The sequence below is a fragment of the Pseudocalidococcus azoricus BACA0444 genome, assembly GCF_031729055.1.
GTDB lineage: Bacteria > Cyanobacteriota > Cyanobacteriia > Thermosynechococcales > Thermosynechococcaceae > Pseudocalidococcus > Pseudocalidococcus azoricus.
Genome location: NZ_JAVMIP010000022.1, coordinates 26930 through 51484, shown reverse-complemented (window position 1 = coordinate 51484; position 24555 = coordinate 26930). Strand labels below are relative to the sequence as shown.

22 protein-coding genes, 1 tRNA gene and 1 pseudogene are annotated in these 24555 nt (G+C 45.9%); 11 read left to right on the top strand and 13 right to left on the bottom strand.

The genetic code is table 11. From position 1 onward, the window contains the following. Positions 1-146: 146 nt before the first annotated feature. Together RIF25_RS17420 and RIF25_RS15200 are read right to left on the bottom strand one after the other, a co-directional pair. On the bottom strand, positions 147-386 hold the full coding sequence (locus tag RIF25_RS17420) for a hypothetical protein (protein WP_456154080.1): 240 nt from the start codon (positions 384-386) through the stop codon (positions 147-149). Then, positions 322-498 (bottom strand): annotated as a pseudogene (locus RIF25_RS15200) (transposase); the annotation flags it as partial. The gene RIF25_RS17420 and the pseudogene RIF25_RS15200, both read right to left, overlap by 65 nt. A 298-nt stretch (positions 499-796) precedes the next feature. On the opposite strand from RIF25_RS15200, the gene sixA reads away from it, so the two are divergent. Then, the gene (gene sixA, locus RIF25_RS15190; protein ID WP_322879369.1) at positions 797-1315 is read left to right on the top strand and encodes a phosphohistidine phosphatase SixA; all 519 of its coding nucleotides are present in this window, start codon (positions 797-799) and stop codon (positions 1313-1315) included. A 14-nt stretch (positions 1316-1329) separates the two neighbouring features. Here sixA and RIF25_RS15185 read toward each other — a convergent pair whose 3' ends face one another. The 5 genes from RIF25_RS15185 to RIF25_RS15165 all read right to left on the bottom strand — a co-directional run bounded on the left by RIF25_RS15185 (position 1330) and on the right by RIF25_RS15165 (position 7026). Continuing rightward, entirely contained in the window at positions 1330-3018 is a 1689-nt protein-coding gene (locus RIF25_RS15185) for a mechanosensitive ion channel family protein (RefSeq protein WP_322879368.1), read from the bottom strand. Positions 3019-3098: 80 nt separating this feature from the next. Beyond that, on the bottom strand, positions 3099-4400 hold the full coding sequence (locus tag RIF25_RS15180) for a glutamate-5-semialdehyde dehydrogenase (RefSeq protein ID WP_322879367.1): 1302 nt from the start codon (positions 4398-4400) through the stop codon (positions 3099-3101). 44 nt (positions 4401-4444) lie between these two features. Further along, on the bottom strand, positions 4445-5287 hold the full coding sequence (locus tag RIF25_RS15175) for an Rpn family recombination-promoting nuclease/putative transposase (protein WP_322879366.1): 843 nt from the start codon (positions 5285-5287) through the stop codon (positions 4445-4447). A 125-nt stretch (positions 5288-5412) separates the two neighbouring features. Further along, entirely contained in the window at positions 5413-6366 is a 954-nt protein-coding gene (locus RIF25_RS15170) for a PRC-barrel domain-containing protein (protein ID WP_322879365.1), read from the bottom strand. 99 nt (positions 6367-6465) lie between these two features. Further along, positions 6466-7026, bottom strand: a complete 561-nt coding sequence (locus RIF25_RS15165) for a peroxiredoxin-like family protein (protein ID WP_322879364.1) — start codon at positions 7024-7026, stop codon at positions 6466-6468. A 163-nt stretch (positions 7027-7189) separates the two neighbouring features. On the opposite strand from RIF25_RS15165, the gene RIF25_RS15160 reads away from it, so the two are divergent. The 6 genes from RIF25_RS15160 to RIF25_RS15135 all read left to right on the top strand — a co-directional run bounded on the left by RIF25_RS15160 (position 7190) and on the right by RIF25_RS15135 (position 15899). Beyond that, positions 7190-8188, top strand: a complete 999-nt coding sequence (locus RIF25_RS15160) for an adenylate/guanylate cyclase domain-containing protein (protein ID WP_322879363.1) — start codon at positions 7190-7192, stop codon at positions 8186-8188. Between the two features lie 186 nt (positions 8189-8374). Beyond that, positions 8375-8887 (top strand): DM13 domain-containing protein, encoded by a 513-nt coding sequence (locus RIF25_RS15155; RefSeq protein ID WP_322879362.1) that lies wholly within the window; start codon positions 8375-8377, stop codon positions 8885-8887. 125 nt (positions 8888-9012) lie between these two features. Then, the gene (gene mltA / locus RIF25_RS15150) at positions 9013-10206 is read left to right on the top strand and encodes a murein transglycosylase A (protein WP_407682447.1); all 1194 of its coding nucleotides are present in this window, start codon (positions 9013-9015) and stop codon (positions 10204-10206) included. A gap of 421 nt (positions 10207-10627) precedes the next feature. Continuing rightward, complete coding sequence (locus RIF25_RS15145) at positions 10628-10999, top strand: response regulator (RefSeq protein ID WP_322879360.1); 372 nt, start codon at positions 10628-10630, stop codon at positions 10997-10999. 51 nt (positions 11000-11050) lie between these two features. Further along, positions 11051-12856, top strand: coding sequence for a SpoIIE family protein phosphatase (locus RIF25_RS15140; protein ID WP_322879359.1), 1806 nt, complete (start codon positions 11051-11053; stop codon positions 12854-12856). Between the two features lie 160 nt (positions 12857-13016). Continuing rightward, positions 13017-15899 (top strand): response regulator, encoded by a 2883-nt coding sequence (locus tag RIF25_RS15135; protein WP_322879358.1) that lies wholly within the window; start codon positions 13017-13019, stop codon positions 15897-15899. A 734-nt stretch (positions 15900-16633) separates the two neighbouring features. On the opposite strand, the gene RIF25_RS17415 is transcribed toward RIF25_RS15135, so the two are convergent. The 4 genes from RIF25_RS17415 to RIF25_RS15125 all read right to left on the bottom strand — a co-directional run bounded on the left by RIF25_RS17415 (position 16634) and on the right by RIF25_RS15125 (position 17315). Then, positions 16634-16768, bottom strand: a complete 135-nt coding sequence (locus tag RIF25_RS17415; protein ID WP_407682446.1) for an HNH endonuclease signature motif containing protein — start codon at positions 16766-16768, stop codon at positions 16634-16636. 77 nt (positions 16769-16845) lie between these two features. Beyond that, positions 16846-16920: a hypothetical protein gene (locus RIF25_RS17410; RefSeq protein ID WP_407682452.1), complete on the bottom strand. Its 75-nt coding sequence runs from the start codon at positions 16918-16920 to the stop codon at positions 16846-16848. 10 nt (positions 16921-16930) lie between these two features. Next, complete coding sequence (locus RIF25_RS15130; RefSeq protein WP_322879357.1) at positions 16931-17068, bottom strand: hypothetical protein; 138 nt, start codon at positions 17066-17068, stop codon at positions 16931-16933. Between the two features lie 165 nt (positions 17069-17233). Then, a tRNA-Leu gene (locus tag RIF25_RS15125) sits at positions 17234-17315 on the bottom strand. 186 nt (positions 17316-17501) lie between these two features. Between RIF25_RS15125 and murJ the strand changes: the two genes are divergently transcribed. The 4 genes from murJ to RIF25_RS15105 all read left to right on the top strand — a co-directional run bounded on the left by murJ (position 17502) and on the right by RIF25_RS15105 (position 21323). After that, entirely contained in the window at positions 17502-19184 is a 1683-nt protein-coding gene (murJ, locus tag RIF25_RS15120) for a murein biosynthesis integral membrane protein MurJ (RefSeq protein ID WP_322879356.1), read from the top strand. Between the two features lie 309 nt (positions 19185-19493). Next, positions 19494-20006: a DUF1993 domain-containing protein gene (locus RIF25_RS15115; protein ID WP_322879355.1), complete on the top strand. Its 513-nt coding sequence runs from the start codon at positions 19494-19496 to the stop codon at positions 20004-20006. A gap of 363 nt (positions 20007-20369) precedes the next feature. Then, complete coding sequence (locus RIF25_RS15110) at positions 20370-20810, top strand: beta-lactamase hydrolase domain-containing protein (protein WP_322879354.1); 441 nt, start codon at positions 20370-20372, stop codon at positions 20808-20810. 72 nt (positions 20811-20882) lie between these two features. Next, a complete protein-coding gene (locus RIF25_RS15105; protein WP_322879353.1) occupies positions 20883-21323 on the top strand; it encodes a beta-lactamase hydrolase domain-containing protein in 441 nt (146 codons plus the stop codon). On the opposite strand, the gene RIF25_RS15100 is transcribed toward RIF25_RS15105, so the two are convergent. Together RIF25_RS15100 and RIF25_RS15095 are read right to left on the bottom strand one after the other, a co-directional pair. Further along, on the bottom strand, positions 21299-22999 hold the full coding sequence (locus RIF25_RS15100; protein WP_407682451.1) for a family 2A encapsulin nanocompartment cargo protein cysteine desulfurase: 1701 nt from the start codon (positions 22997-22999) through the stop codon (positions 21299-21301). The genes RIF25_RS15105 and RIF25_RS15100 overlap by 25 nt on opposite strands. Before the next feature lie 529 nt (positions 23000-23528). Next, positions 23529-24458: a family 2A encapsulin nanocompartment shell protein gene (locus RIF25_RS15095; protein WP_322879351.1), complete on the bottom strand. Its 930-nt coding sequence runs from the start codon at positions 24456-24458 to the stop codon at positions 23529-23531. Between the last annotated feature and the right edge of the window lie 97 nt (positions 24459-24555).

Genomic DNA, 24555 nt, shown 5'->3' with positions numbered 1-24555 from the left:
CCCATGAAAACTTTATCTTCCCCGAAGAGGTACTCCCCCGTGGTAACGCTCTCTAAGGCACGTCAATCTATTAACTTAAGTCAAGTATTGATTTGAGTTGGAGGGCTTCACCAGATATTTAGTGGAGCCCTTTTTTCTTGAGAATTTTAGAACTGTAAGATCAAGGCAATGGATTGATAGAGGGAAAGGACACCATCTTCAGCCAAGATAACATTTCCACCTTTGGCCAACACTAATTCGATAATTTCGTCAACGGCATTATCCATGACATCAACACCGCTAGGACTGTCAACTAACTGGAGTTGCCCGCTCTTGGTGACAGCGAGAGGTGCGTCCCCTGATCCGTCTAACAATTTCACGGATTGACTGGGATGGAGGGTACTCAATATGCATATGGATGTGATCCTTGCTCACCACTCCCTGCAAGATTTTGATATCCTCCGCATCACCAACTTGGAGGATCAGTTGCCGACATCGTTTCTGTATCTCTCCTTTGATAGCGTTACTGATTTAGAACTGGATAAAAATAATGCAGGAAATGCTCTACAGTCAGTCTTTTCAAGATTTCTACTCTCTCAGAAAAGTCTGCGTAATACTATAAAACCTGATAGCGATACTTCATGACCCAACAGTCAGACAGGTGATGGTATGACTTCCTCGTCGTTGTTCAACTATGATCGTTGAATTAATAGAACGGTTACAGGTGTGTAGCAACTAAAGTCTCCCACTAAAGTGGGTTGTTTCGACTAGCGGCCTGGGACAATGAATAATCATCAGATGAGTGTTAACAACAGCTATGGCTGAACTCCCCCTTTATCTAATTCGGCATGGGATTGCCATTGACCGAGAACTCTTTCCCGGCTCCGATGCTGAGCGTTACTTAACTAATCAAGGGGAAAAGAAAACTCAACAGATTGCCGAGCGGTTAGTGGATTTAGGGGTGAGTTGCGATTTAATTCTCTCCAGTCCCCTAGTCCGAGCCAAACAAACCAGTGATATTTTCCTCAATGCTGGCCTGGCAGATGAAGTCCAGATTAACGAGGCCTTAGCTCCGGGGGGGCGATTTGGGGATTGGTTACAGTGGTTAGACCAGTGGCACTCTCAAGCCAGAATGGGTTTAGCCTTAGTGGGTCATGAACCAGATTTAAGTCAGTGGGCCGAGTTATTGGTTTGGGGCAGTAGTTGGGGGGGATTAGAGATGAAAAAAGCCGGGGTGATTGGTTTGCATTTACCACTAGGGGATCCAGTCGGGCAAAGCAGGTTATTTTGGTTAACTCCGCCGCGTTTTATGTTAAGCAAAATTCCCAAGATTTAAGAGGGATTTGCTTGCTAATTAACTGATGGATCAGAGTTGACCTTAAACCCCGAAGCTTGATAGTCTTCCGGCAAATAGTTTCCTGGAATGGTGGAGTGGTTGCCATCGCGCAGTGCATGAAAGTTAGGTGACATAATCTCAATCCCGGCCTGGTTGCAATAGTCTTGGAGGTTTTGATGGAGTTCTGCCAAAATCCAGGGCATTCGTTCCGGCTTATCGGTGTAGGCATTAATTTCATAGCTCACGTGAAAATCATTTAAGCTGGTTTGCCAAACAAAGGGGGTGGGTTCTGCCAAAATATGTTCTGTAGCCAAGGCCGCCTCAATCATGACTTCATAAACTTTTTTCCAGGGCGTGTCATACCCCAAGGTGATCGTGGTGGAGAGGATTAAAGGATTGCGAGTTTTATCTTGACCGGCGGCACTGAAGTTAATAATTTGACTGCTGACAACGGTGGCATTGGGAATCGTAATCGTTAAATTCTTGGGCGTATAAATCCGGGTAACTAAGAGAGTTTGTTCAACAATTTGCCCCTGGGCCTCGCCAATTTTGACGACATCCCCCACCCGAAATGCCCGCGTATAGGTGAGAATTGCCCCGCCCACAATGTTAGAAACTGCGCCACTGGAACCGAGGGATAAAAGTAACCCTAAAAACACCGAAACCCCTTGAAAGGCTGGACTCCCCGAACCTGGCAAATAGGGAAAAGCAATAATCGCTGCAAAGGCAAAAACCAAGGCGCGAACGATATTGTAGGTTGGTTTACTCCATTCTTGATAGAAACCAGGGAAGGAAATATCACCCCGATCAATTTCCGTAAAAATAAATCGAACGAAACGTAAAGTATAGAGTGTCAGAAGAATAATAAACCCGACAAAAATCAGATTGGGCACATAATTCACAAAGTCCTGCCAAAGGGTGCTAATCGTATTTTTAATACTTTGGAGCAAGGAGGCTGCAATTTGGCGTGTCCAGGGAAAGTAACCCAAGACCAGTTGAACATAGGTATAGGCAAGGATGAGGACAAGGAACAAGGATAAGAGCTTAAATAATTCATTTAACCCGTCTGCCACTCGATCCACACTGAGTAATTCAGTATCAAACAGCCGCAAGGGAGGAAGATGTGCACGCTCCCAAGATTGAAGTTTTTGTTGTAAGGGATTCCGGAATTTATAAAAAACCTTAAATATAAAAACAGTGACAATGGTAGTAACGATTGTTAAAAGAACACCAAGTAAGATTGAAGTAGGCTTGTAGGATTCTCGATAGTTAAATATAGCTTCTTTGATCGTGTCTAAGTGGGCCTGGGCCAATTCAACCCGATTCATCCCTGTGCCTTTTGTATCGACATCAAACACACTGAAAACAATCGAGTCACCCGCCAAAATATCGGTAAATTCTTGATTTGGGTAATCTAAAATCCGAAATTGATCGAGTTCGAGTTGAACATTTTCGGCTAATTCTTTGAGGCGTTGAGAAATAATGCGAGTCCGGATTTCTGGGGTAAAAGCACTAATCCGCTCCCGAATTGGGAAAAGTTCTTGTCCATCGAGAATGACGTAATGGGTGGTTGGTGTTGACGTGGGGCTAGGGGTTGGTGATTGAGCAAATATGGGAAAAGGGAGAGTCAAACAGAGTGATAGAAAAATTCCCAGGCCCAAGCTAATGAACCGTGACCAAATCCGCAACTGACTCGCTTTCATATCACCTCAACGCCCGCGATGGAAATCAATATGGGCAAATCAATTATAGAGCCTGGGATTGACTGGAATTTAGAAGTGACTTAGGTCAGGTCTTGATGGGTAAAGGCTTTGGCACGAGGGCCGCTGTAGTCTTGGACAATGTGACCGTCTCCCACCAGTTGATATTTGTAGGTAATTAAGCCTTCTAACCCGACTGGCCCCCGTGGTGGTAATTTGGCGGTACTAATCCCCACTTCTGCCCCCAGGCCATAGCGAAACCCATCGGCAAACCGAGTCGAACAATTATGAAATACGCCAGCAGCATCGACTTGGGCTAAAAATTTCCGGGCAGTCTCCTGATCCTGAGTCACAATTGCTTCCGTATGTCCTGAGCCATAGGTGTCAATGTGTTCTAGGGCTGCATCCAGGGAATCCACCACTTTGATGGACACAATCAAATCACAATATTCGGTGGCCCAATCGGTTGCTGTGGCAGGGACTAGCTCGACAAATTGGCATGAGGTTGCATCTCCCCGTAGCTCGACTCCCTTGGCCTGGAGGGCATCACAAACCATTGGTAAGAATTTGGGGGCAATCTCGGCGTGAACTAAGAGGGTTTCAATGGCATTACAGGCGGCAGGATATTGAGTTTTGGAATCTACGGTAATGGCCACGGCCTGGGCTAAATCTGCAGCTTGATCAATATATAAGTGACAGATCCCATCGGCATGGCCGAGTACGGGAATCCGGGTATGGTCTTGAATGTAACGGACAAACTCATTAGAGCCGCGAGGAATAATTAAATCCACCCATTGATCCAGTTCTAAAAGCTGTTGAATTTCACTACGTTGGGTCAGCAGGGCCAGGGCGGCGGCGGGATAATCACTTTGGGCCAGTCCCTGATGAATCGCTTTAACAATGGCCTGGCAGGAGTGGATGGCTTCTTTACCGCCCTTGAGCACTACCCCATTGCCGGACTTCACAGCTAACGAGGAAATTTGAATTACTGCATCGGGCCTGGCCTCAAAAATGACACCCAATACACCCAAGGGACAGGTTAACCGCTGCAAAATTAGCCCTGTATCCAATTCCCGTTTAATTTGAACTTCACCGACCGGATCTGCTAATCCCGCCACCTGTCTGACTCCGGTAATCGCCCCTTGGAGTTTATTGGCATCCAGTTTTAAGCGAGCAATCAGAGCATTGGGTAATCCCTCAGCCTGGGCCTGTTCACAGTCTTGTTGATTCGCCGCGAGGATTTCCGGGGCAAAGGTTTCTAGGGCCTGGGCAATGGCTTCTAAGGCGTGATTTTTTGCTTCCGTGCTGAGTTGTCCGGTCGTGCGGCTGGCCTGGTGAACTGATTGAATAGTTGCCAATAGGGGCCGGGTGAATGCTTCGGTCATGATTCCTTTGCTACTGCGGGGATAAACTTGATCCTCGAACAATTTTAGTCATGCTGCAACCAGGCCTGGAGATCCTGCCCCGTTTGAAAGTCAAAAATTGCTAACCCCAGTTCCTCCAAGCGATCTAGAGATAAGGCTGTAATTTGAGTCACCAGGCCTGGATCAAGTTCACCCAATCGCTGGGATAGTTGCCGCAAAATCAAAAGCCGTTCTCCTTCTTGCAATCCCTCTTCTTTTACCTCTTGATAAAAGCGGCTTTTTTCTAGTTCACTGGTGGTAAATCCAAGCATCTCTTCAACCTCCTGCCGACTCAACTGGGTAAATTTATAGGCAATGATCGTGATAGTTAGGCTTATTATCGCTTGTTCTGTTGGGGGTGGATATTGCTTGGCCTGTTTGATGATATTTTGGGCTATTTCTTTTACGTCTTCAGTCCGAGTTACCGTGAGTTGGTTCAGTTGTCCGGGTAGAGAAGGGGCTGCACCGAGTTCAAGTTCATCTAAATACAGGCGATGGATTTGGGAACTGTTGAGAAGAGCTTGGTAAGGCGTAGTATTGTGCTGTTCGGTTTGGCGATTAGGATAAATGACCACGGCTTGCCAACTCGTAAAAGTCTGACGAAAGCGATAAAGGTAGATGAAAATTTCGCTAAAGAATCGTTCGTAAAATTGGTCATCTTTTTGAAACTGCACCTCACAGAAGTACACCGTGCCTAGCTCTACACTTTCCGGCGGTAAAAAAACTCCATCCAGTTGAAAGGCCGTTTCTTTGACTGTGACAGATTCAAACCGATACTCCGGGGCCTGGGGGGGAGCAGTGGTCAGCAGGTCAAAAAGGCAGGTGGGAAATTGTTGGAAGAGTTGATAAAAGATGGAGTCACGTCTCATAACACCCAACTGAGAGGTTTTCCAGGTTCTCCTTAAAAGGCTCAGTAAATTGGTGAAATCGTGGCTCTTGGCCCCTTTGAGGTTCGGGCTGATAGACGACTCTAATATTTTTATATATCAGCTAGTTAATACTCAGGCTCAGTTTCCTTTTGTTTAACCTTTTCAGAACTCGGAATATTAACCCGAGGAGCCTTATAGGGTTCGTCCTCTTGATTGCGCCAGGGATCCTGCTCAAGGTCGTCATCATATTCAATGGTTGGTTCTTGATAAGCGCGACTTTCCGGGGCAGCTTGGTAATTAGGGCGACTCAAAGGCCGGGCGGGTGGTGTTTCATCCCAATTCTCTTCTTCGTAAGATTGTGGGGCCTTGGCCGGTCGGGGTTCCCGATATTCGTACTCCGGCTCTGGTTCATAGGTCTGGCGGCGGGGCGCATCGTAACGACGTTCGGGGGGATAAACGGGGGTACGACTGCCTGCAGGTAATTGATTGCTCGTCGGGGTCATGGGTTGAATGTACTCGTCTTCCTCCTGCTCCCAAGGGGGCGCACCCAGGCCAACCCGTTCCAAAAGACCAACAGTTAACTGATTTAAGCGACTTTCGGCCCCTTCAAACACAATCAGCCGATCTGGGCCAGTGCTGACAATTTCGTCAATGGGTAATTCGTAGGTACTGATCAACTGGGAGGGAATCCAAGGCAAGCCAAAGGAGGCAATGACTAAATCTGTGACTTTGCCGGTTTCGACTTCAAACTTAAACCCCCGGACTTTACCCAAGAGTTCTCCGGTTTCTGTAATCACTTCACTGTCAATCAGGGTGCTGTAGTTAAAGACATTGACTGGCTCGAGGGAATCTTCGGTATCAACGAGCACCACGTCTCCAATTTGGCGAATACTGTCCAGGTAGATGTAGCGTTGCTCCCCGGTGAAGAGGGTATTCCGCATCCCAAGGGCCACCACCGATCGCTGATCAATGTCCACCCAGACTTGATTAATCACACCCAGTTTCCGACCAGAATCCCGGGTAATCACCTGAGTTCCAATCAAATCGCCCCGTTGCAGGAATTGTTCCGAAATGGTCATGCTGCTTCTGCTTCCTAATCTAGTGTCCTGAGTGCGAGCCTATCTCAATACTAGCGATTGAATATTACGAATCGTATCATTCTAGCCGAAGTGGGTTGTTTAAGCCGGTAGTTCATCAAGCTCTGCCAGCAATCGGGAGGCACTCGCATTGTGATCAAAGAAAGAAAATAGGTGTTTGTAATGGAGTCGTCCGGCGGTGGTGATGATGAACTGGGCTGGGAGGGGTGCGCCGAGGGCCTGGCCGGTTTGATATTTCTTGAAGGTTTTGCAGTCCGGGTCGCTGAGGAGGGGCATTTTAAGTTGCAGGTCTGTGACCACCATTTGACTTTGGCCAATGTCGGTACTGGTAATCAGTAATAGTTCGGCTCCCTTGGCCTGGAACGCTTCGTATTGTTGATTCAGGTCTTTAATATGGGGCAAACAAAAGGGGCAATACTGATGTTGGGTGAAAATACGGGTAAAGGCAATCACTACAGGCTTCTCAACCCAGAGACTGGCTAAACGAATTCGGTCTCCTTGCTGGACAACGGGCAATTCAAAATCGGGCACCAGGCCCCCAATATCAAGAGGGTTCGTGGCTGGCACCGGGAAAAAGTTTTGCCAGAAGCGGTCATTGACCAGACCAGTGAAGTTGTTGGAACTAAAAAAGGGTAGCTGCACGTTACCAGTGACCCCAACCACGCATTCATTAAGTAGTTTACCCTGAGATCGGGATCAATACTCTCTCCAGGCCTGGCAATGGTTAGCACAGCCTAGTAGCCTCATGTGGATGCAAATCTTTTTGGCAATGTTACCGTTGGAAGAGTTATCAAGGAGTAATTTTATGCCAGAAATTTATTGCCGTCCCGATGGCGAAACAGTGCCAATTAACCCCAATGAGACGGTGCTGGATGCCCTGTTACGAGCCAATATTGACCATACCCATGTCTGTGGTGGCCATGCCAATTGCTCGACCTGTCGCATCATGGTCTTAGATGGGATTGAGCATTGCACACTGCCTTCGGGGCCTGAACTAGCCCTAGCCAAAAAGCTGGATTTTCCCTTTCATATTCGCTTGGCCTGCCAAACCAAAGTCTCCCAAGGCAAGGTGGAAATTCGCCGCATGGTGTTAGATCGAGATGACATTGGCCTGGTGGATCAGCAATTAGCCCATCGGGGGACTGGCGCAAAGAAAAATGTGGCTCTCCTGGTGGCTGGAATTCGGGGCGAGGCGGAGTTTGATGAGGTCAATTTTCCCTTTGATGTCGTTTATGTCATTAGCCGCTACTTTAATCGCCTCCATCAGGTCGTTAGCAAGTTTGGGGGCACGCTCAACAACTTTCTGGGGAATAGAGCGATTGCCACCTTTGGCGTAGAGGAACGTGAGAATTCGGCTCGCCAGGCCATTTGGGCAGCTTTAGAAATGCAAACGGCGATGGGTGAACTAAACCATTTTCTCCAGACCCTGTCCTACCAACCCTTGCAACTTACGATCGGTGTCCATTTTGGGCCTGTGGTTCTAGTCCCTGTGGATCCAACCCGTCCAGAACTTGTCAGCCCTTTTGGGGAAGCCGTCAACGTCGCCACCTTGATTGAAGCTGCGAATAAAAACGCTGGGACAAGCCTGCTAGTGTCTGGGGATGCCCATCAGCAAGTCAAAGATGCTGTGACGACTCAACGCACGGGCCGCCTGGCGAGAACCGGAGGAGATTTAACCCTGGTGGAAATTACTGCCATTACCGGAGAACCTCCCTTCGTAAATTCAATAGTTTCCCAGGCCACAGCACCAGGCCTATCTTTGGGACAACGGGTGACAGCATTCATGAACCGATTTAAAAAATAAACTCTGCTCAAAACCCAGAATACCTAGACATTTAACAATGTAAAGTTGCCCCACAGCCCTGAACAAAGGCGTAGTCAGAACTTTCCAGTTAACTCTCAGCATTTTCTCAGATTTCGTTCAGGTGATTATCAGGCCGACAACCCATGATCTAAAGACAAATCAAGTTTTCGATCACTAGGAGCAGTTATGAGAATTCAGCCTGCAAAACGATTCAAGTCTTCGGTTCGCTCTGTAATGGTCGGTTTAGCTGCGGCGGGCCTGGGACTCGTGGGGGGTATTCATGCCAGTTTCGCCAGCCCTGAGTTTTTATCTCCGACCAATCCAAACCAACTCCTTGCCCAGGCCAGCACAGTGGTCAGTTCCGGTCAATTTGTGGCTGGGGAGAAACCGACCAAAGGCATGGCCAAAATTGTCAATCAAGGCGGCAAAAAGGTTCTCCAATTAGACCAGGCGTTTAACACCTCATCTATGGGGCCAGATTTGGTGGTGATTTTGCACAAGTCTAAAAATCCAATCGCTGGTGCTAAAGCTCCCTTTTCCCTCAAGTCTGGGGATTATGTTGTGCTGGCTCCCCTCCAAAAGTTCCAAGGGGCCCAAAGCTATACCATTCCTGAAAATGTGAACTTGGCAAACTACAAATCTGTGGGGATTTGGTGTCGGAAGTTTAACGCCACCTTTGGCTATGCGGCTCTCCAGTAACGTCTCGATCAGCCCCAACTCTGCCGCACTTGGAACCTTCTTGACCTCACCCTGGTCATAGTCTCAACTAAGATGCAAGTAGTGTCATTAATAATGACTCATTACACTATCAGTTGATCTCGGTGATGGTATCTGTTTTACCTAAAATAGTTGCGACAGTGGTGGCTCCAATAGTGCTGGGGTTTAGTGGGGAAATGGTGGCTCTGTCCGAACTCTCCTTGCCCTTTCGCCCTATACCGACTAGTGAAGTTAACCCCATGGCTGGTTTGGATCAGAGATTATGGGGGCCTGGTAATGATCGGTCACGGTTATTAGCCGCTATTAATCAAAGTCTGGTGTATCTTAATTCTCCTAAAGCAATCACTGATTATGAAAAATACACGGCCCCTAACCAGCCCGGTGCAGCCCTTGGCCCCAATCTCAGGCAGCGGGTCATCCAAAGTTTACGACGATTCCGCCAATTGGTTACCCACAGCCCAAACCCCCAGGCCTTGCAAGCGGCTGTAAAAAAAGAGTTTGCTTTTTATCAAGCTGTCGGGAATGACCAGGCCGGAACCGTACATTTTACAGGCTATTACGAAGCTGTCTATTCTGCTAGTCTGGTTCCTACCCTTGAATATCGCTATCCCATTTATGGCCGTCCAGTAGGTTTTGAAACTTGGCCCCAACCTCATCCCACACGTTTGGAATTAGAGGGAAAAGATGGCTTGCAAGGCTCCCAAGGAAAATTAAAGGGGCTAGAATTGGCCTGGCTCAAGGATCGGCTGGAGGCCTTTTTAATTCAGGTGCAAGGCTCAGCCCAGTTACAACTCACCAATGGGCAAATAATGACCGTTGGCTATGCGGGTAAAACTAATTTTCCCTACACCAGCATTGGTCAGGAATTAATTAAGGATGGTAAGATTCCCCGTGAAGAGCTGACCCTCCCCCGACTGATTGCTTATTTCCAGGCCAATCCCTCAGAAATGAACAATTATATTCCTCGGAATGAAAGCTTTGTATTTTTTCGGAACACCCAAGGAGGGCAAGCCGAGGGGAGCATCAATGTCCCAGTTACCGCCGAGCGTTCCATTGCCACGGATAAAAGTCTCTGGCCTCCCGGTGCTTTGGCGATTATCAATACGGTAATTCCTCCTAAGCTTACACAAGGTCATAACTCTGGGCAGCCCGTTAGTCGTTTTGTCTTAGATCAAGATACGGGCAGTGCCATTAAGGGGCCAGGGCGGGTGGATATTTTTATGGGCACTGGAAATGTTGCCAAAGCGAGGGCAGGCCTGATCAATACCGATGGTGAACTCTACTATTTACTCTTAAAATAAAATTAGGTTATAATTGATACCTATCAGAAATAGGCATACGTCTAGATGCTTATTAAAACTTAGTCATCGAGATGTTTCAACCAGCCCTCAAATCCTTTTATTGAACCTTGACTATGGCATCAATCGAATAATGATATGAGCCGATAGATCGAGGAATAGTGTAAAGATAGCGAAGGAGCTAAGGAGAAGTTAAAAGGGTCCTGCTGGCAGAACTATGAAGATTTTTATAAATCAGCACAGTCTGGGTAAAGCAATCCAATCCAATTGATAGGTAGTAACGGATTCAGGGGCTGTGTCATGGAAGTCAGGTCAGCGTGCTATCAACATCGGGTATCCGGTATTTTTTTAATTTGTCCATTTTTCAAGCATTTCCGTTATGATTAGCAAAGAGAGAAGAGACTATTCTCTTTGAGATGTTTACATGGCTCGAATTTTACTCGTCGAAGACAATGAACTGAATCGAGATATGTTATCTCGTCGCCTGATTAAAAAGGGCTATGAAATTATTTTTGCCGTAGATGGTTCTCAGGCTATAAATCTGGGTATTTCCGAAAAGCCAGACATTATTTTAATGGATATTAGTTTACCGATTATTGACGGATGGACAGCAACCCAAACGCTGAAGAACAATCCCGAAACTCAACATATCCCCATTATTGCTCTCACAGCCCATGCAATGGCCGGGGACAAGGAGAAAGCCTTAGCCGCCGGATGTGATGATTACGATACAAAGCCCATCGAATTACCTCGTTTACTGGGCAAAATTGAGCAACATCTTCATCATCAGAACTGACACAAAAGAAATGAGATTCGAGTTTAGCTTATTTTTCATGGTTTTTGTGTCATGAGTACATCTGAATCTGACTCAGTTTCCGCTTCTCATCAGCAGGTGACTGAGGTGTTGTCATTGCTCAGACATGAGTTACGCACCCCAGTTAACGGTATTTTGGGCTATAGCGAAATTATTTTGGATGATTTAGAAGGTGATGAGTCTTTGTCATCAAATCAGACTATTATCAACGCGCTTAACTCACTTCAAATTTGTGGACAAAAGATACTTACGAATGTCAACAATCATCTAGTGATTTCTACAGAGTTAGTCAATAATTTTGAATCTGATTTTATAACTGTTATTAATTTACTGACCCATGACATCGTTCCAATCATTGATGATATCTTTGAAGATTGTGAGATTCTTCACCATGAAGAACAACTAAAGGCATCAGGGACAGATATTGAAAAAATTGAAAGCTCAACTAAAAACCTCAAGAAAATCATTAATTTAATTTCTCAGATAAAGATTGCTTCAGCCGAGGATATTCTTTGCATATTTAGAGGCGAAAATAAACATATTGAAAATGTCCAAGTTAACAATCCTCAAAACAACAGATTAAAGAGTGATTCAGAGCAGAAATTTGGAGTCATATTAGTTGTTGACGATGTTGAAAATAATCGAGTCTTGTTCTCTCGACAATTACAACGCCAAGGGTATGAGGTTGATACAGCCGTTGATGGGTATCAAGCCCTAGAAAAGCTGTCACATAGGGCATATGATTTAATTCTTTTAGATTATATGATGCCAGAACTGAACGGATTTCAGGTCCTAAGTCGCCTTAAGTCTGATCAAAAATTGCGGCATATCCCAGTGATTATGATTTCTGCTAATGATGAAATTGATCAAGTTATTCGCTGTATTGAAATTGGGGCAGAGGACTATTTACCCAAGCCCTTAAATTCAACTTTACTACGGGCCAGAATTACTTCAACACTCGATAAAAAACAACTCCGAGATCGGGAGCAGGATTACTTACGGCAAGTGGAATCACTTTCCGCCAAAATGACCAAAGAGCTGGAAATGGGGCGGCAGATGCAACTTAATTTCTTACCTCGGGAACTGGTGCAGCATCCAAGTTGGCAGTTTTCAGCATTCTTTAAGCCGGCGCGGCAGGTGGCTGGAGATTTTTATGACCTATTTGAATTAACTGAAAACCGTGTGGGAATTGTCATCGCTGATGTTTGTGATAAAGGGGTTGGGGCCGCCCTTTTCATGGCTTTATTTCGGAGTTTAATTCGGATTTTTTCATTTCAGATTCAAATGGGCCATAGGGCAACTTTCTCGCCATGCAGTGATAGTTTAAGTGATTTACCCATCCTAAAGCCTGAGCAGATTTTGGCAGCTATTGCCCTAACAAACGATTATGTTGCGATTCACCACGGCGATTTGAGTATGTTTGCAACATTATTTTTTGGCATATTGGATTTAAATACTGGTGAATTAGCCTATATCAATGGCGGCCATGAACCTTTAATTATTATTTCAAGTGATGGAAAAATCAAAGAGCACCTGAAAGCAACTGGCCCAGCCGTGGGAATGATGCCCCAAATTACCTTTAGAACCGCGAACACCCAAATTGAACCGGGTGAAACCTTAATCGGATATACGGATGGCGTTTCTGAAGCCAGAGATCAAGAAGGGAAGTTTTTTTCCAAAGACCAATTATATCAAATTATTCAGAAACCATTTAACTCTGGATCGGGTTTAATAGAGATGATTAAAGTAAGTGTCTTAAGCCATATAGATACGGCCGAGCAATTTGATGATATTACCTTACTGGCCATCCATCACCGAGGCTCCCCCAGTCCTTCCTAGGAATATAACCTTGATCTTTTTAGAATTACAGTTTTTAATAGCATTATTAGCCAGGGCAGGTTACTAGCAACAAACCGCAAAGTAAATATTTTCATACTCTAGATAAAATATGATTTTGATTGGATTGACTTTGAATTCTAGGGCAGTTTAGAAAACGATGATGAAAAAAGATCATGATGTGAGCAAGAATAAATCTCACTATTCCGGTTCGATTGTTCGGAACATTCTCCTCAAAACGAGTGCAGGTATTGCAGTAGCAATATTTTTTTCAACCCTAGTTGGCTATGTTGTCACCTATTACAACGTCAAGAGAGAAATACTTGATCAAGAGCTTTATAACCTGGAACAAAAAGCTGAACTCTACGGACAAAACTTTAGGGATGCCAAATTTAAGCAAACCCTACTAAAGGCAGCAATTTTGCGAGAGTTAAATACTCCACATTTCGGTGATATTGCTGAGGAATTTAACCGCCTATTTGTGAAAATGCCTGATGGTTCATTGCGAAATCGCCCAGAAATTTTACGGCAAAGCTGGATTCCACAAGTTTTTATTAAGCCAGGTACGACCTTATCAACCTCAGAAAAACGGCAATTACTGGCTTACTATAAAATTCTTAGCCACTATGGGCCGGCCTGGCAGACTATTTTTGCCAATCTCTATGTTGAAATCCCTAAAGTCGGCATCATTATTTATTTACCTCATTACCAGATTGATATTGAAGAATTTTTTAATGATTATGAACGAGTTAATCAGAGGCGAGGTTTGACGGTTTGGTTGGATGGTCATTATGATCAAGACTCCAAGGCCTGGGTTGTGACTTATGCCGCACCTGTGATGACCAACTCTAATTCCAAAGTTGTGGTGGGATTTGATTTATTTTCTGAACGGTTTAGAAATTCAAAGTTATATTCTTCGCGCTCTCAGACCCAAAGTATTTTGTTTGATAAAAATGGGACTTTGATTCGACATCCCGACTACGCAAGTGTTATTAAGCGGAATGAATATTTTAATATTTTAGAGAGTAATGATCAAAGTCTTATTGACCTCTATAAGCTAGTGATTAACCAGAATACTGATAAGCAGATTATAGATGATAGTAATCATGATCAATATTTAATCTTTGCTAGAATTGATGCTTCTGATCAATATTTAGTGACAACAATACCTAAGGCTTTATACTTTTATCAAAGTGACATCTTTCAATATACCTCGATCTTTTTGATTATTGGTATTGTATTACTACTTTCCATTGTTGTGATACTAATGTCTATTATGCGGCGACAGGTTTCTGTGCCTTTATTACAGCTGACGGAAGCAACTGAAGCAATTGCATCTGGTAATTTAGAGGTTAACTTAGATTTTAAGCGCAGAGACGAACTGGGGCGATTAGCTTTTGTCTTTAATCAAATGGCCCAAGAACTCCGCTATGCGTTTAACTGTCTGAAAAAGTCTAATGAAGAATTAGAACTCCGGGTTGAAGAACGCACCCATGAACTGAAGGAAGCGATGGAGCAAGCTGAGGCGGCCAATAGAGCAAAAAGTTCCTTTATGGCCAATATGAGTCACGAACTGAGAACGCCCTTGAATGCAATTATCGGCTATAGCGAGATGCTCCAAGATGATGCAGAGGATGTTGGTGCAGATGATTTAATTGATGATCTTAAAAAAATTGAAGGTGCGGGAAAGCATTTACTTGGACTCATTAACGATGTCTTAGATTTATCTAAAATCGAAGCAGGACGCATGGAGCTTTTTCTGGAAGATTTTGATTTGGCCCCTATGATTCAGGAGGTGATCGCGACAATTCAACCTTTAGTCGAGAAGAATCATAACAATTTACAGGTTGAGATGTCTGACAATTTGGGGTCAATGCATTCTGATGTTACTAAAATTCGTCAATGTTTGTTTAATTTAATTAGTAACGCGAGTAAGTTCACCGATAATGGTACTGTTTGTCTTACTGTTGATCGAATGAATGAAGGTGATATGGATTGGATTGTTATGAGTGTTAAAGACTCGGGAATTGGCATGACACCTGAGCAACAAGCAAAATTATTCCAAGCATTTACCCAGGCCGATGCTTCGACAACGCGTAAATTTGGTGGCACTGGCCTGGGTTTATCTATTACAAAAAAGTTTTGTCAAATGCTAGGTGGAACAATAAACGTTGATAGTCAATATGGTGTCGGTTCTACCTTTACGATTCATTTGCCAGCAATACTTAACACCCTTGTAAATATTAATTCCAGTCAAACATCTAACTCAGGTACTTTTGAAAGCACCATCTGGACTGGTAAGACAATTTTGGTAATTGATGATGACTTAGCAATCCATGATTTGATTCGACATTATTTTGAACCTAAGGGCTTTAAGGTGATGGTCGCTGATGATCCAGAAGTTGGCTTACAGCTTGCTAAGGATCACCACCCCCATGTGATTATCTTAGATGTAATTATGCCCAAAATAGATGGGTGGGGAGTCTTGACCAGGCTTAAAGCTGATCCTGATTTATCTTTAATTCCGGTGATCATGGCAACGATTGTTGATGATAAAAGTATGGGGATCACCTTAGGTGCTACTGATTTTTTAGTCAAGCCCATTCAACGAGAACAACTGGATAAATTATTGAAGAAATATCAAGAAAGATTTACTTCTAACCTGATTTTGGTTGTGGATGATGATGAGAATAATCGTGAATTAATTCAACGACAATTAGAAAAGGATGGCTGGGAAGTCTTAGTAGCAGAGAATGGTATCACTGCTCTCAACATCTTAAGACAATATACCCCTGCCCTTATTCTGCTTGATTTGATGATGCCTGGATTGGATGGGTTTGGGGTAATCGAGCAGTTACGCCAAAATGAACAATGGCAGGATATTCCTGTTGTGGTGATTACTGCCAAAACATTGATCGATAAAGATCGAGCGCGTTTATATGGTTCTGTTGAAAGTGTCCTGCAAAAAGGCAATTATAGTCGGCAAAGTTTATTGCAGGAAGTTCGATTATTGATTGAGAGAAATCATTCTACTTTTTTACTATAGCCATTGTTTCAGTCATTTTTGTATCGTTACTCGGATTCTATTTATTTATGAGATAATGATAAATTTATCCATAAACATAAATTTCAATCGACCATTCCTATTTTTAAATAAATTTACGTTACTTTTGATAATAACAGTTATAGTATGTTGGAACAATATTCGTAGGGTCACTGAAGGACTAGATGACGGCACTTCGGATTACATTGATCGGGGATGTGACTGATTCTAGTTACCTACACAGAAGTTATAATGCCCCATTATGGCCTGGGATTAATGGCTATATTTTGGCGTAATATGAAGTCATTTCCTGCCCTGGACATTTTAATTTCAACTTCATTTTTATGATAGAGTAACGTTTACTGGACTAAATTAGTGTCATCCATCCACAAACTGAGTAATTCCTATCGTCGTAGGTATGTCTACATCTTGGGTAATATTCCGAAAAGATTGGGTGGTTTTCCAGTCATGCAAGCTGTTCGTTAACTCAAATACGGCGACTCTGTAAGGAGTCAGTTACTTCTGGATCAAGTCGGTTTTAGTAAAATGGGGCGAAATGGGCCGCAACTTAGTGAAATAGAGACTGGCAGGCATCGGCATCCGGTTGCCTAGAAAACGAACTGAACACGGAATTCTGAATCAACTCGAAAACAAGACTATTTCTCTGAGAGAGGCTGATCCAGAATGAAATGATCACTTTTTAGGGCCACTTCAAGTAACATCGTCTGTATTCATAATTAGTTGATAGATTTGACACCCTTGCGGGCGTTGCATTCTGGACAGAGGAGGCGGAGGTTGGCTGGGTCTGTAGCGAGGGTGTGACTCTCTGCCCACTGCCATTGAAACTTGCTGAACCATTCTCTGGCTACCACCTCAAACCGTCCCGACTCATGGCCAAATTTAGCTCCTGGGTTGCTTTACGCTCTGCTGGTGGGTTTATCCCATTGCCTCACAGTTTCTTAGCCTCATACCGCCGTTGCCTGGCATCTGCCAATGTGATCGCAGGATAAAGCCCTAAACTCAAGAGCTTCTCTTTACCCTCGTAGCGATACTTGAGCCGCCATCGTTAATCCACCCTTCTTTGGGACTTCCAGATAAAGCCCGTCGCCATCAAAGAGCTTTTGGGTTTTCTCAATAGCCTTTGCCTTAGGAATTGCCAACTCTGTCAGCATTGGGGGTAGCTCCCTTCACTGTTGGGGGAATTACCCTTAAACTCACTCCCACTTACCCCTAGCTTACCCTAGACAAAATGAGACCGAGTGAGACAAGGTAATGGTGTAATGCTTTGCCAGTATTGGTTTATAGACAATTTTAGACTGTCTCAGATTCTTCTGTGATGGGCGAGGTCGGACTCGAACCGACACTCCTCGCGGAACAAGATTTTGAGTCTAGCGCGTCTACCAATTTCGCCACTCGCCCGTGGATTATGATTGTAGCGTAGACGCGTAACAAATGTGACCAACTTATTTCGGGGAGTAAGGCAGGCTGATGACAGACTTTTTGGCCAGGCCGAGGGGAATTCAGCCTCCTTCCACTCAAAACCTGACAACTCAACACAACGGGGTATGATTTTATTGCTCTTTGCTCCGGCCTTGGCTGTACCCCATGAAGGAAAAAACAGATCCTTCCCCCTCCCCTGAAGACTCAAATTCAACAGACAATCCTGACGGAATAACCTCAACGGATTTGGGAACCCAGCCGACTCCGACCCATCCATCCAAACCTGTGCGGTCTTTAGCGACCATTGCCACAATTGTTGCCATCGCCACCCTGATTAGTAAGCTGGCTGGTTTAGTTCGTCAACAGGCCATTGCCGCTGAATTTGGAGTTGGGGCCGCGGTGGATGCCTATAACTACGCCTATGTAATTCCGGGATTTTTATTTGTCCTTCTAGGTGGGATCAACGGCCCGTTTCACAGTTCGATTATTAGCGTTGTCCTCAAGCATCCCAAGGAAAAAGCGGCTCCCTTGGTAGAAACAGTCACAACCTTAGTGGGTGGACTCTTATTAATTTTGACAGGACTATTGATCCTATTTGCCAGGCCCCTGATTCAGATCATTGCTCCCGGTGCTTCCCCAGACATTCAGGCCATAGCCACTGAGCAGTTCCAAATCATGGCTCCCTTGGCGGTCTTATCGGGGTTGATTGGGATTGGTTTTGGGACTCTCAATGCCGCAGATCAGTATTGGTTGCCTTCCGTAAGCCCCTTACTGTCCAGCGTCACAGTGATCATTGGCATTTGGTTCTTTAGCCATATTTACGGGCCAGCGGTCTTGGCCTGGGGGACGTTGGCCGGGGGGCTGTTGCAATGGTTTGTCCAAATTCCGGCCCAGTGGCAAGCGGGAATGGGACGACTCCGACTGCGGTTCGACTTTAATCAACCAGAAGTGAGGGAATTGGGGCGGTTAATGGTGCCAGCAACCCTCTCATCGGGGATGTTATTGATCAGCGTCTATATCAGTCTCTTTTTTGCCTCACAGTTACCGACCGGGGCCGCCTCAGCCTTGGGATATGCCCAATTATTGTTTCTCACGCCCTTAGGAATTTTGTCCAATGTAATTTTAGTTCCCTATATGCCCATTTTCTCCCGGTTGGCAGCTCCTCCTGATTGGCCGGAACTGAAACAACGCATTCGCCAAAGCTTAGTCTTAACAGCCCTAAGTATGATGCCAGTGGGGGCCTGGATGGCGGCCTTAGCATTGCCCACGGTGCGGGTTATTTATGAACGGTATGCCTTTGACTTTGCCGCCTCCCGTTTGGTTGCTGCCCTGTTGCTGGTGTATGCGGTGGGGATGTTTGCCTATTTGGCCCGAGATGTTCTAGTCCGGGTGTTTTATGGCCTGGGAGATGGTAATACGCCCCTCAAAATTACCCTCTGGGGCCTCGCTTTTAATTTTGGTTTTAACTTCTTCTTTACTCGCTCCTTTGGCGCACCCGGCCTGGCTATGGCTACCGTAGGGGTAAATCTGCTCTCATTTCTGGCGTTACTGTGGATATTGCAACGGCGACTGGGGGGCTTACCTTGGCGAGATTTGCTTTGTCCCTTGGGGGGGGTGGCGTTGGCCAGTGTGGCTAGTGGTGGAGCCTGTTGGGGAGCATTGCAAGGGTTGAAGGGAGTTATGGGAACTGAGGGGTTAGTGAACCAGTTGATGCAGCTAGCAGTGGCTGGCCTGGCGGGAGTAGTTGTGTTTGGGTTAATGATTTGGCCAATGAAGCTGACAGAACTGGATTTTTTCTTAGCCAAGCTCTACCGATTTCTTCCCTCAAATTGGCGTAGGAATGGGTGAGTGGGAGATAGGTTTGTAGTCACAAAAAATATCAAGACTCTCGACATATATAGCAAACAGAAATGATTTTTGAGATCAAGTAAGCACTTATTTGTTGTCGTACAAGTTCTGACTTAAATCCACGCTGAATGAATAGCTATTTTCTAGATAAGCTGACAATCATTAATCATTCTCGCCAATAAAAACAGACTAATATACAATGCTTTGATGAAATCAAAACTTAGTTTATACCGCTCAATGCAACTGTCAGGCGGCAAGCTGTCGCAGATAACGCTATGCTTCATGAAGAGGGTCTTGAGGGATTACAAAATGCAAAGTCAGAGTATAGCTTCTCTCCAAAACCTTTTCCAAAGCCGATTAGCGACTCTTGATTACCTCTTGATGTCAGCTCAGTCCCATTTTGGTGACAACGACTCTTTCCTACAAACACGCATTACGGCAGATATGCTTCCCTTTGGCACACAGATTGTGTTCACCTGCAATCAGCCCCGCAACTTTGCTCTGTGGTGTGACGGTAAACCGATGGATAATCTAGATCCAGATGTTCTATCTCTTCAGCAAGCATCTGCACACATATCAAATACCAAAAAGCTCCTAGCGGACTTGAGCGTTGAAGACGAAAAGCTAGATGAGGTTACACATATTGACTTGGGGCAGGGACTCTATGCCGAATTATCTGGTAGTGCCTATGTGAATGATTTTTTGATTCCCAACTTCTACTTTCATATGGTTACGGCTTACAACATTCTTCGTATGGCTGGTGTGCCAATTGGAAAACGGGATTACATGATGCACTTGCTACCATATGTCAGACAAAAATGAAGTCAAACTATTCCAATTAAATGCGGCAGACGGTCGAGCACCACTAATGCTGAATTTAAGACTATTATCGCCGCTGATTTGAACCGCTATAGCGCTACTCATTTAGGGTAGACAAGGATAAGTCAGAAAAATTATTTATGGGCAGTCTTTAAGATTTCTACTCTCTCAGAACAGTCTACGTAACGCTATATAAGAAGATTGCGCCAAAAAACCAAGCACTGGGAACTAACCTAGAGCAACCCTATCTCAAGTCATTTTTAAGTCATAACTTCACAACCACTTCGGCTTGAACCGATCAAAGGGGATCAGGCCTTGTTGTAAGATCAAATAGTACGGTTTATCGATCGTCTTTTAGGAGTATTTATGATTTCGATCAAGAAAATTAATCAAGACTACGCTGGGGCCGACCAACCCAATGCTACGGATTTTCAAAAGCTGGTGGAGCAGGGGTATCAGTCTGTGATCAACCTCCGCTCTGTTGGAGAAAACGGTTTTTTAGAGAATGAGGCTGATCTGGTGGCTGAAGTTGGCCTGGAGTATCGGCATCTTTCCCTCAATTCAGAAATTGCAGAGGATCGGGGAATTGAGGCTATTCTAGCTGAGGTCCAAAAGTTACCCAAACCGATTGTCTTTCACTGCGGTGCTGGAGCCAGGGGTAGTGCTTTAGCCTTGATTGCCTTGGGGATTCAAGAGGGTCTCAGCCATGACGAAATCGTGCAAAAAGCCGAAGAACTGGGAATTAGCCTGGAACAGCCCCACCTCAAGTTATTTTTAAGCCATAACTTCCTAACCACCTCGGCTTGAACCAGTCAAACGTGACCAGGCCTGCGATAAGATTAAATAGTACAGTTTATCGATCGTCTTTTAGGGGTATTTATGACTTCGATTAAGAAAATTGCTCAAAACTACGCAGCGGCTGATCAACTCCATGCTTTGGATTTTCAAGGTTTGATGGCTCAGGGCTATCAATCGGTAATTAATTTGCGTTCTCCCTTAGAGAAAGGCTTTTTAGTAAATGAAGATGCGTTGGTGGCTGAAGCAGGCCTGGAGTATCGCCATCTTCCTCTGAGTCCAACCAAAGCAGACCCTCAGGCCATTGAAGCGGTTTTAGGCGCAATCCAAACATTACCGAAACCCATCTTGATTCACTGTGCGGCTGGAGCGAGGGCTGGTGTCGTGGCCTTAATAGCCTTAGCAATTGAAGAAAATCTTGGCCATAATGAGGTGTTCCAAAAAGCCCAAGAACTTGGCATTAGCCTACAACAGCCCCAACTCCAGCAATTTTTAAATCACTACTTAGCCGCCACCCCAGCTTGAATCCGTCTTAAGGCAGCAGTGAGGGCTTCCAGTTCCCCGTGGGTGTTGTAGAAAGCAAGAGAGGGACGCACCGTGGCTTCCAGGCCAAAGCGCCGCAAAATCGGTTGAGCGCAATGATGACCGGCCCGCACCGCGATTCCCTCTTGATTCAAGGCAGTACCCACTGCTTCCGGACTGTGGCCCTCTAAGACAAAAGACAACACCGCCGCTTTTTCCGGAGCCGTCCCAATCAAGCGCAGGCCAGGAATTTCTTGCAACAGAGCCGTCCCATAAACCAAAAGCTCATGCTCATAACGGCAAATGGACTCCAGGCCAATCTTTTGGACATATTCCAAGGCGGCCCCCAGGCCCACCGCATCGGCAATATTCCCAGTCCCCGCTTCAAAACGGGCCGGAGCCGGTTGATAGACAGTTTTCTCAAAGGTGACATCCACGATCATGTTGCCGCCGGTCTGCCAGGGTAGTGTGGCATTGAGCAAATCTTCTTTGCCATAGACCACGCCAATCCCCGTCGGCCCAAAGACTTTGTGACCAGAAAAGACAAACCAATCACAATCCAAGGCCTGGACATCAATGGCCATGTGGGAAACCGATTGCGCCCCATCCAAGAGAACTTTGGCCCCATAACGGTGGGCGAGGGCGATCATTTCCGCAGCCGGGGTGACAGTACCTAAGGCATTGGAAACATGGGTAAACGCCACGATTTTTGTCCGGTCACTCAGGAGTTTTTGATACTCATCCAGCCGAACTTGCCCATGATCATCCACCGGAACGACCCGCAAGCGCGCCCCTTTTTCGGCACAGAGTTGTTGCCAGGGAACAATATTGGCATGGTGCTCCAGATGGGTAAGAACAATTTCATCGCCTTGCTGGACATTTTGGGAACCCCAACTTTTGGCCACGAGGTTAATCGCTTCGGTCGTCCCCCGAACAAAGACAATCTCATTCGTGGACGAGGCATTGAGAAACCGCCGTACCTGTTCCCGTGATTTTTCGTAGGCATCAGTGGAGCGCGCCGCTAATTCGTGGGCAGCCCGGTGGACATTGGAGTTTTCATGCTCGTAGTAGTAGGTCAGGCGATCAATCACCGCTTTGGGTTTATGGGTGGTGGCAGCATTGTCAAACCAAATTAAGGGCCGACCGTGAACTTTCTCTTGGAGAATTGGGAAATCTTGCCGGACAGCATGGAGATCAAAACCAACACTTGAACCGACCCGTGGCCCCACCAGTTGCGGCACTGTCAACGGAAAATCATGGCCGGGATGGGCTTGCAAGTATTGGGGATTGAACGCTTGGGTCAATGGGACTAAATGTTGCTGCTCATCAATAAAGGCAAACCCGGTTTCAAAAGAAGTGGGCGGGGCCTGGGGAATTTGGGGCGGGGATGGGGTAGTGGGGATAGGCGGCACACTGGAAATCGGCTCCAGGCCATGGGAAATACCAGCAACCGGGAGAGTCTGTAAATCGGGGTGAAAGACTGGGGGCGTTAACTCCGCAATCCCAGGCCCCGGCGAACTTGGAATATTTAGCCCTACAGTTGAACTCGGAATTGAACCCGATGGATTGGGAACGCCTAGAATTGCCTCCACTGGATTAGCAATACTGGGCAACGAGTCTGGGGTGGGTGCGTCCACAGGTGAATTGGGAATCGCGGGAATCAACTCTGGTGCAATCAGTCCCCCCGTGGGTAGGTTAGTCGAGGGCGTGGGAATTGCACTGCTGGGATTGGGAACACCGGGAACCGCCGCTGAACTGAGAATTGCCCCCGTAGGATTCGTTAACCCTGGCACTGAACCAGCACTAGGAATTTCGCCCGTGGGATTTTTTGAAGCCACTGGAATTGTTCCGGAACTCAGAGTTGACCCCGCTGGATTAACCAGGCCTGGAACCACTCCGGCACTCGGCCGCACACCACTGGGATTAGGAACTTCCGAAATCGAAGCCGGTGTGGGTAATGTCGTGGATGGACTTGGCAGGCCTGGGACTGCGGGATTGGAAATACCCGGAACAGCATCCGGAGTGGGAGTCTCTTGCAGCGAAACCGCTAACACCTGATTTAGATCCTGCACTACCGCATTGACCAACTGTTCTAAGGCCGCCTCATTAAATAGGGGATCAGGCAAAGAATTTGAGGTGAGTTGACTAGAACTAAAAGCCGGTTGGGCGGCACTAGCCAGGGCCTGGATACTGGGAAACGAACTGGGATTACTCATAGCGGTAGGTATGGTACTGGGTCACATCCACGTTGTCTAACACTGCCAAGGCATCATCGGTCAAGACAGCCAAAGAGCAATAGAGGGAAACCAAATAGCTGGCCAGGGCTTTGCGATTGATCCCCATAAACCGCACCGAGAGGCCCATCCCTTGTTCACCGGGTAAATTCGGTTGATACAAACCAACAACCCCTTGGCGACTTTCACCAACCCGCAACAGGATAATCTTCGACTTGCCTTTGACTACGGCCACTTTATCGGAGGGAATTAAGGGGACACCCCGCCAGGTAATAAACGGCGTTCCAAACAAGGAAATAGTTGCAGGCGGCACACCCCGACGCGTACATTCCCGGCCAAAAGCAGCAATGGTTTGGGGATGGGCCAAGAAAAAGCCGGGTTCTTTCCAGACTTTGGTCAGCAGTTCATCTAAATCATCGGGAGTGGGGGCGGCTCCGCGGGGCTGAACGATTTGGCTGGGAGCTACGTTGTTGAGCAGGCCATATTCAGGATTGTTGATCAGTTCATTTTCTTGCCGCTCTTTCATGATCTCAATCGTCAAGCGCAGTTGCTCACGAATTTGGTTATGGGGGCTGCTGTAAAGGTCAGAAATCCGGGTATGAACATCCACCACGGCATTAACGGCACTGAGAAAGTACTCCCTTGGGTTCTCGATGTAATCGACAAAGGTTTCGGGTACATCGGCCTCATCGCGACTAGAGCAGGCTACCTCAATTTCCGAGGCATCCCGGACTTGGTTGACTCGATAGATTCCTGCTTCTACGGGTAACCAATGGAGAAGTCGGACTAACCACCGCGGGGAAATCGTTTCCAGTTGGGGAATAGTTTTAGTGGCATTGGCTAACTGGCGTGCCGCAACATCCCCCAACGCTAATTGGGGTGCATCAGATGCGCTAAAAGTCATGAAATTTCCTCAGTGAAAGTTCGATTGATCTGAAATTAATTTTAAGCCAAATTCAAGATCAGAGTAATAAATACAAAAACCTGACGTATTTACAGGT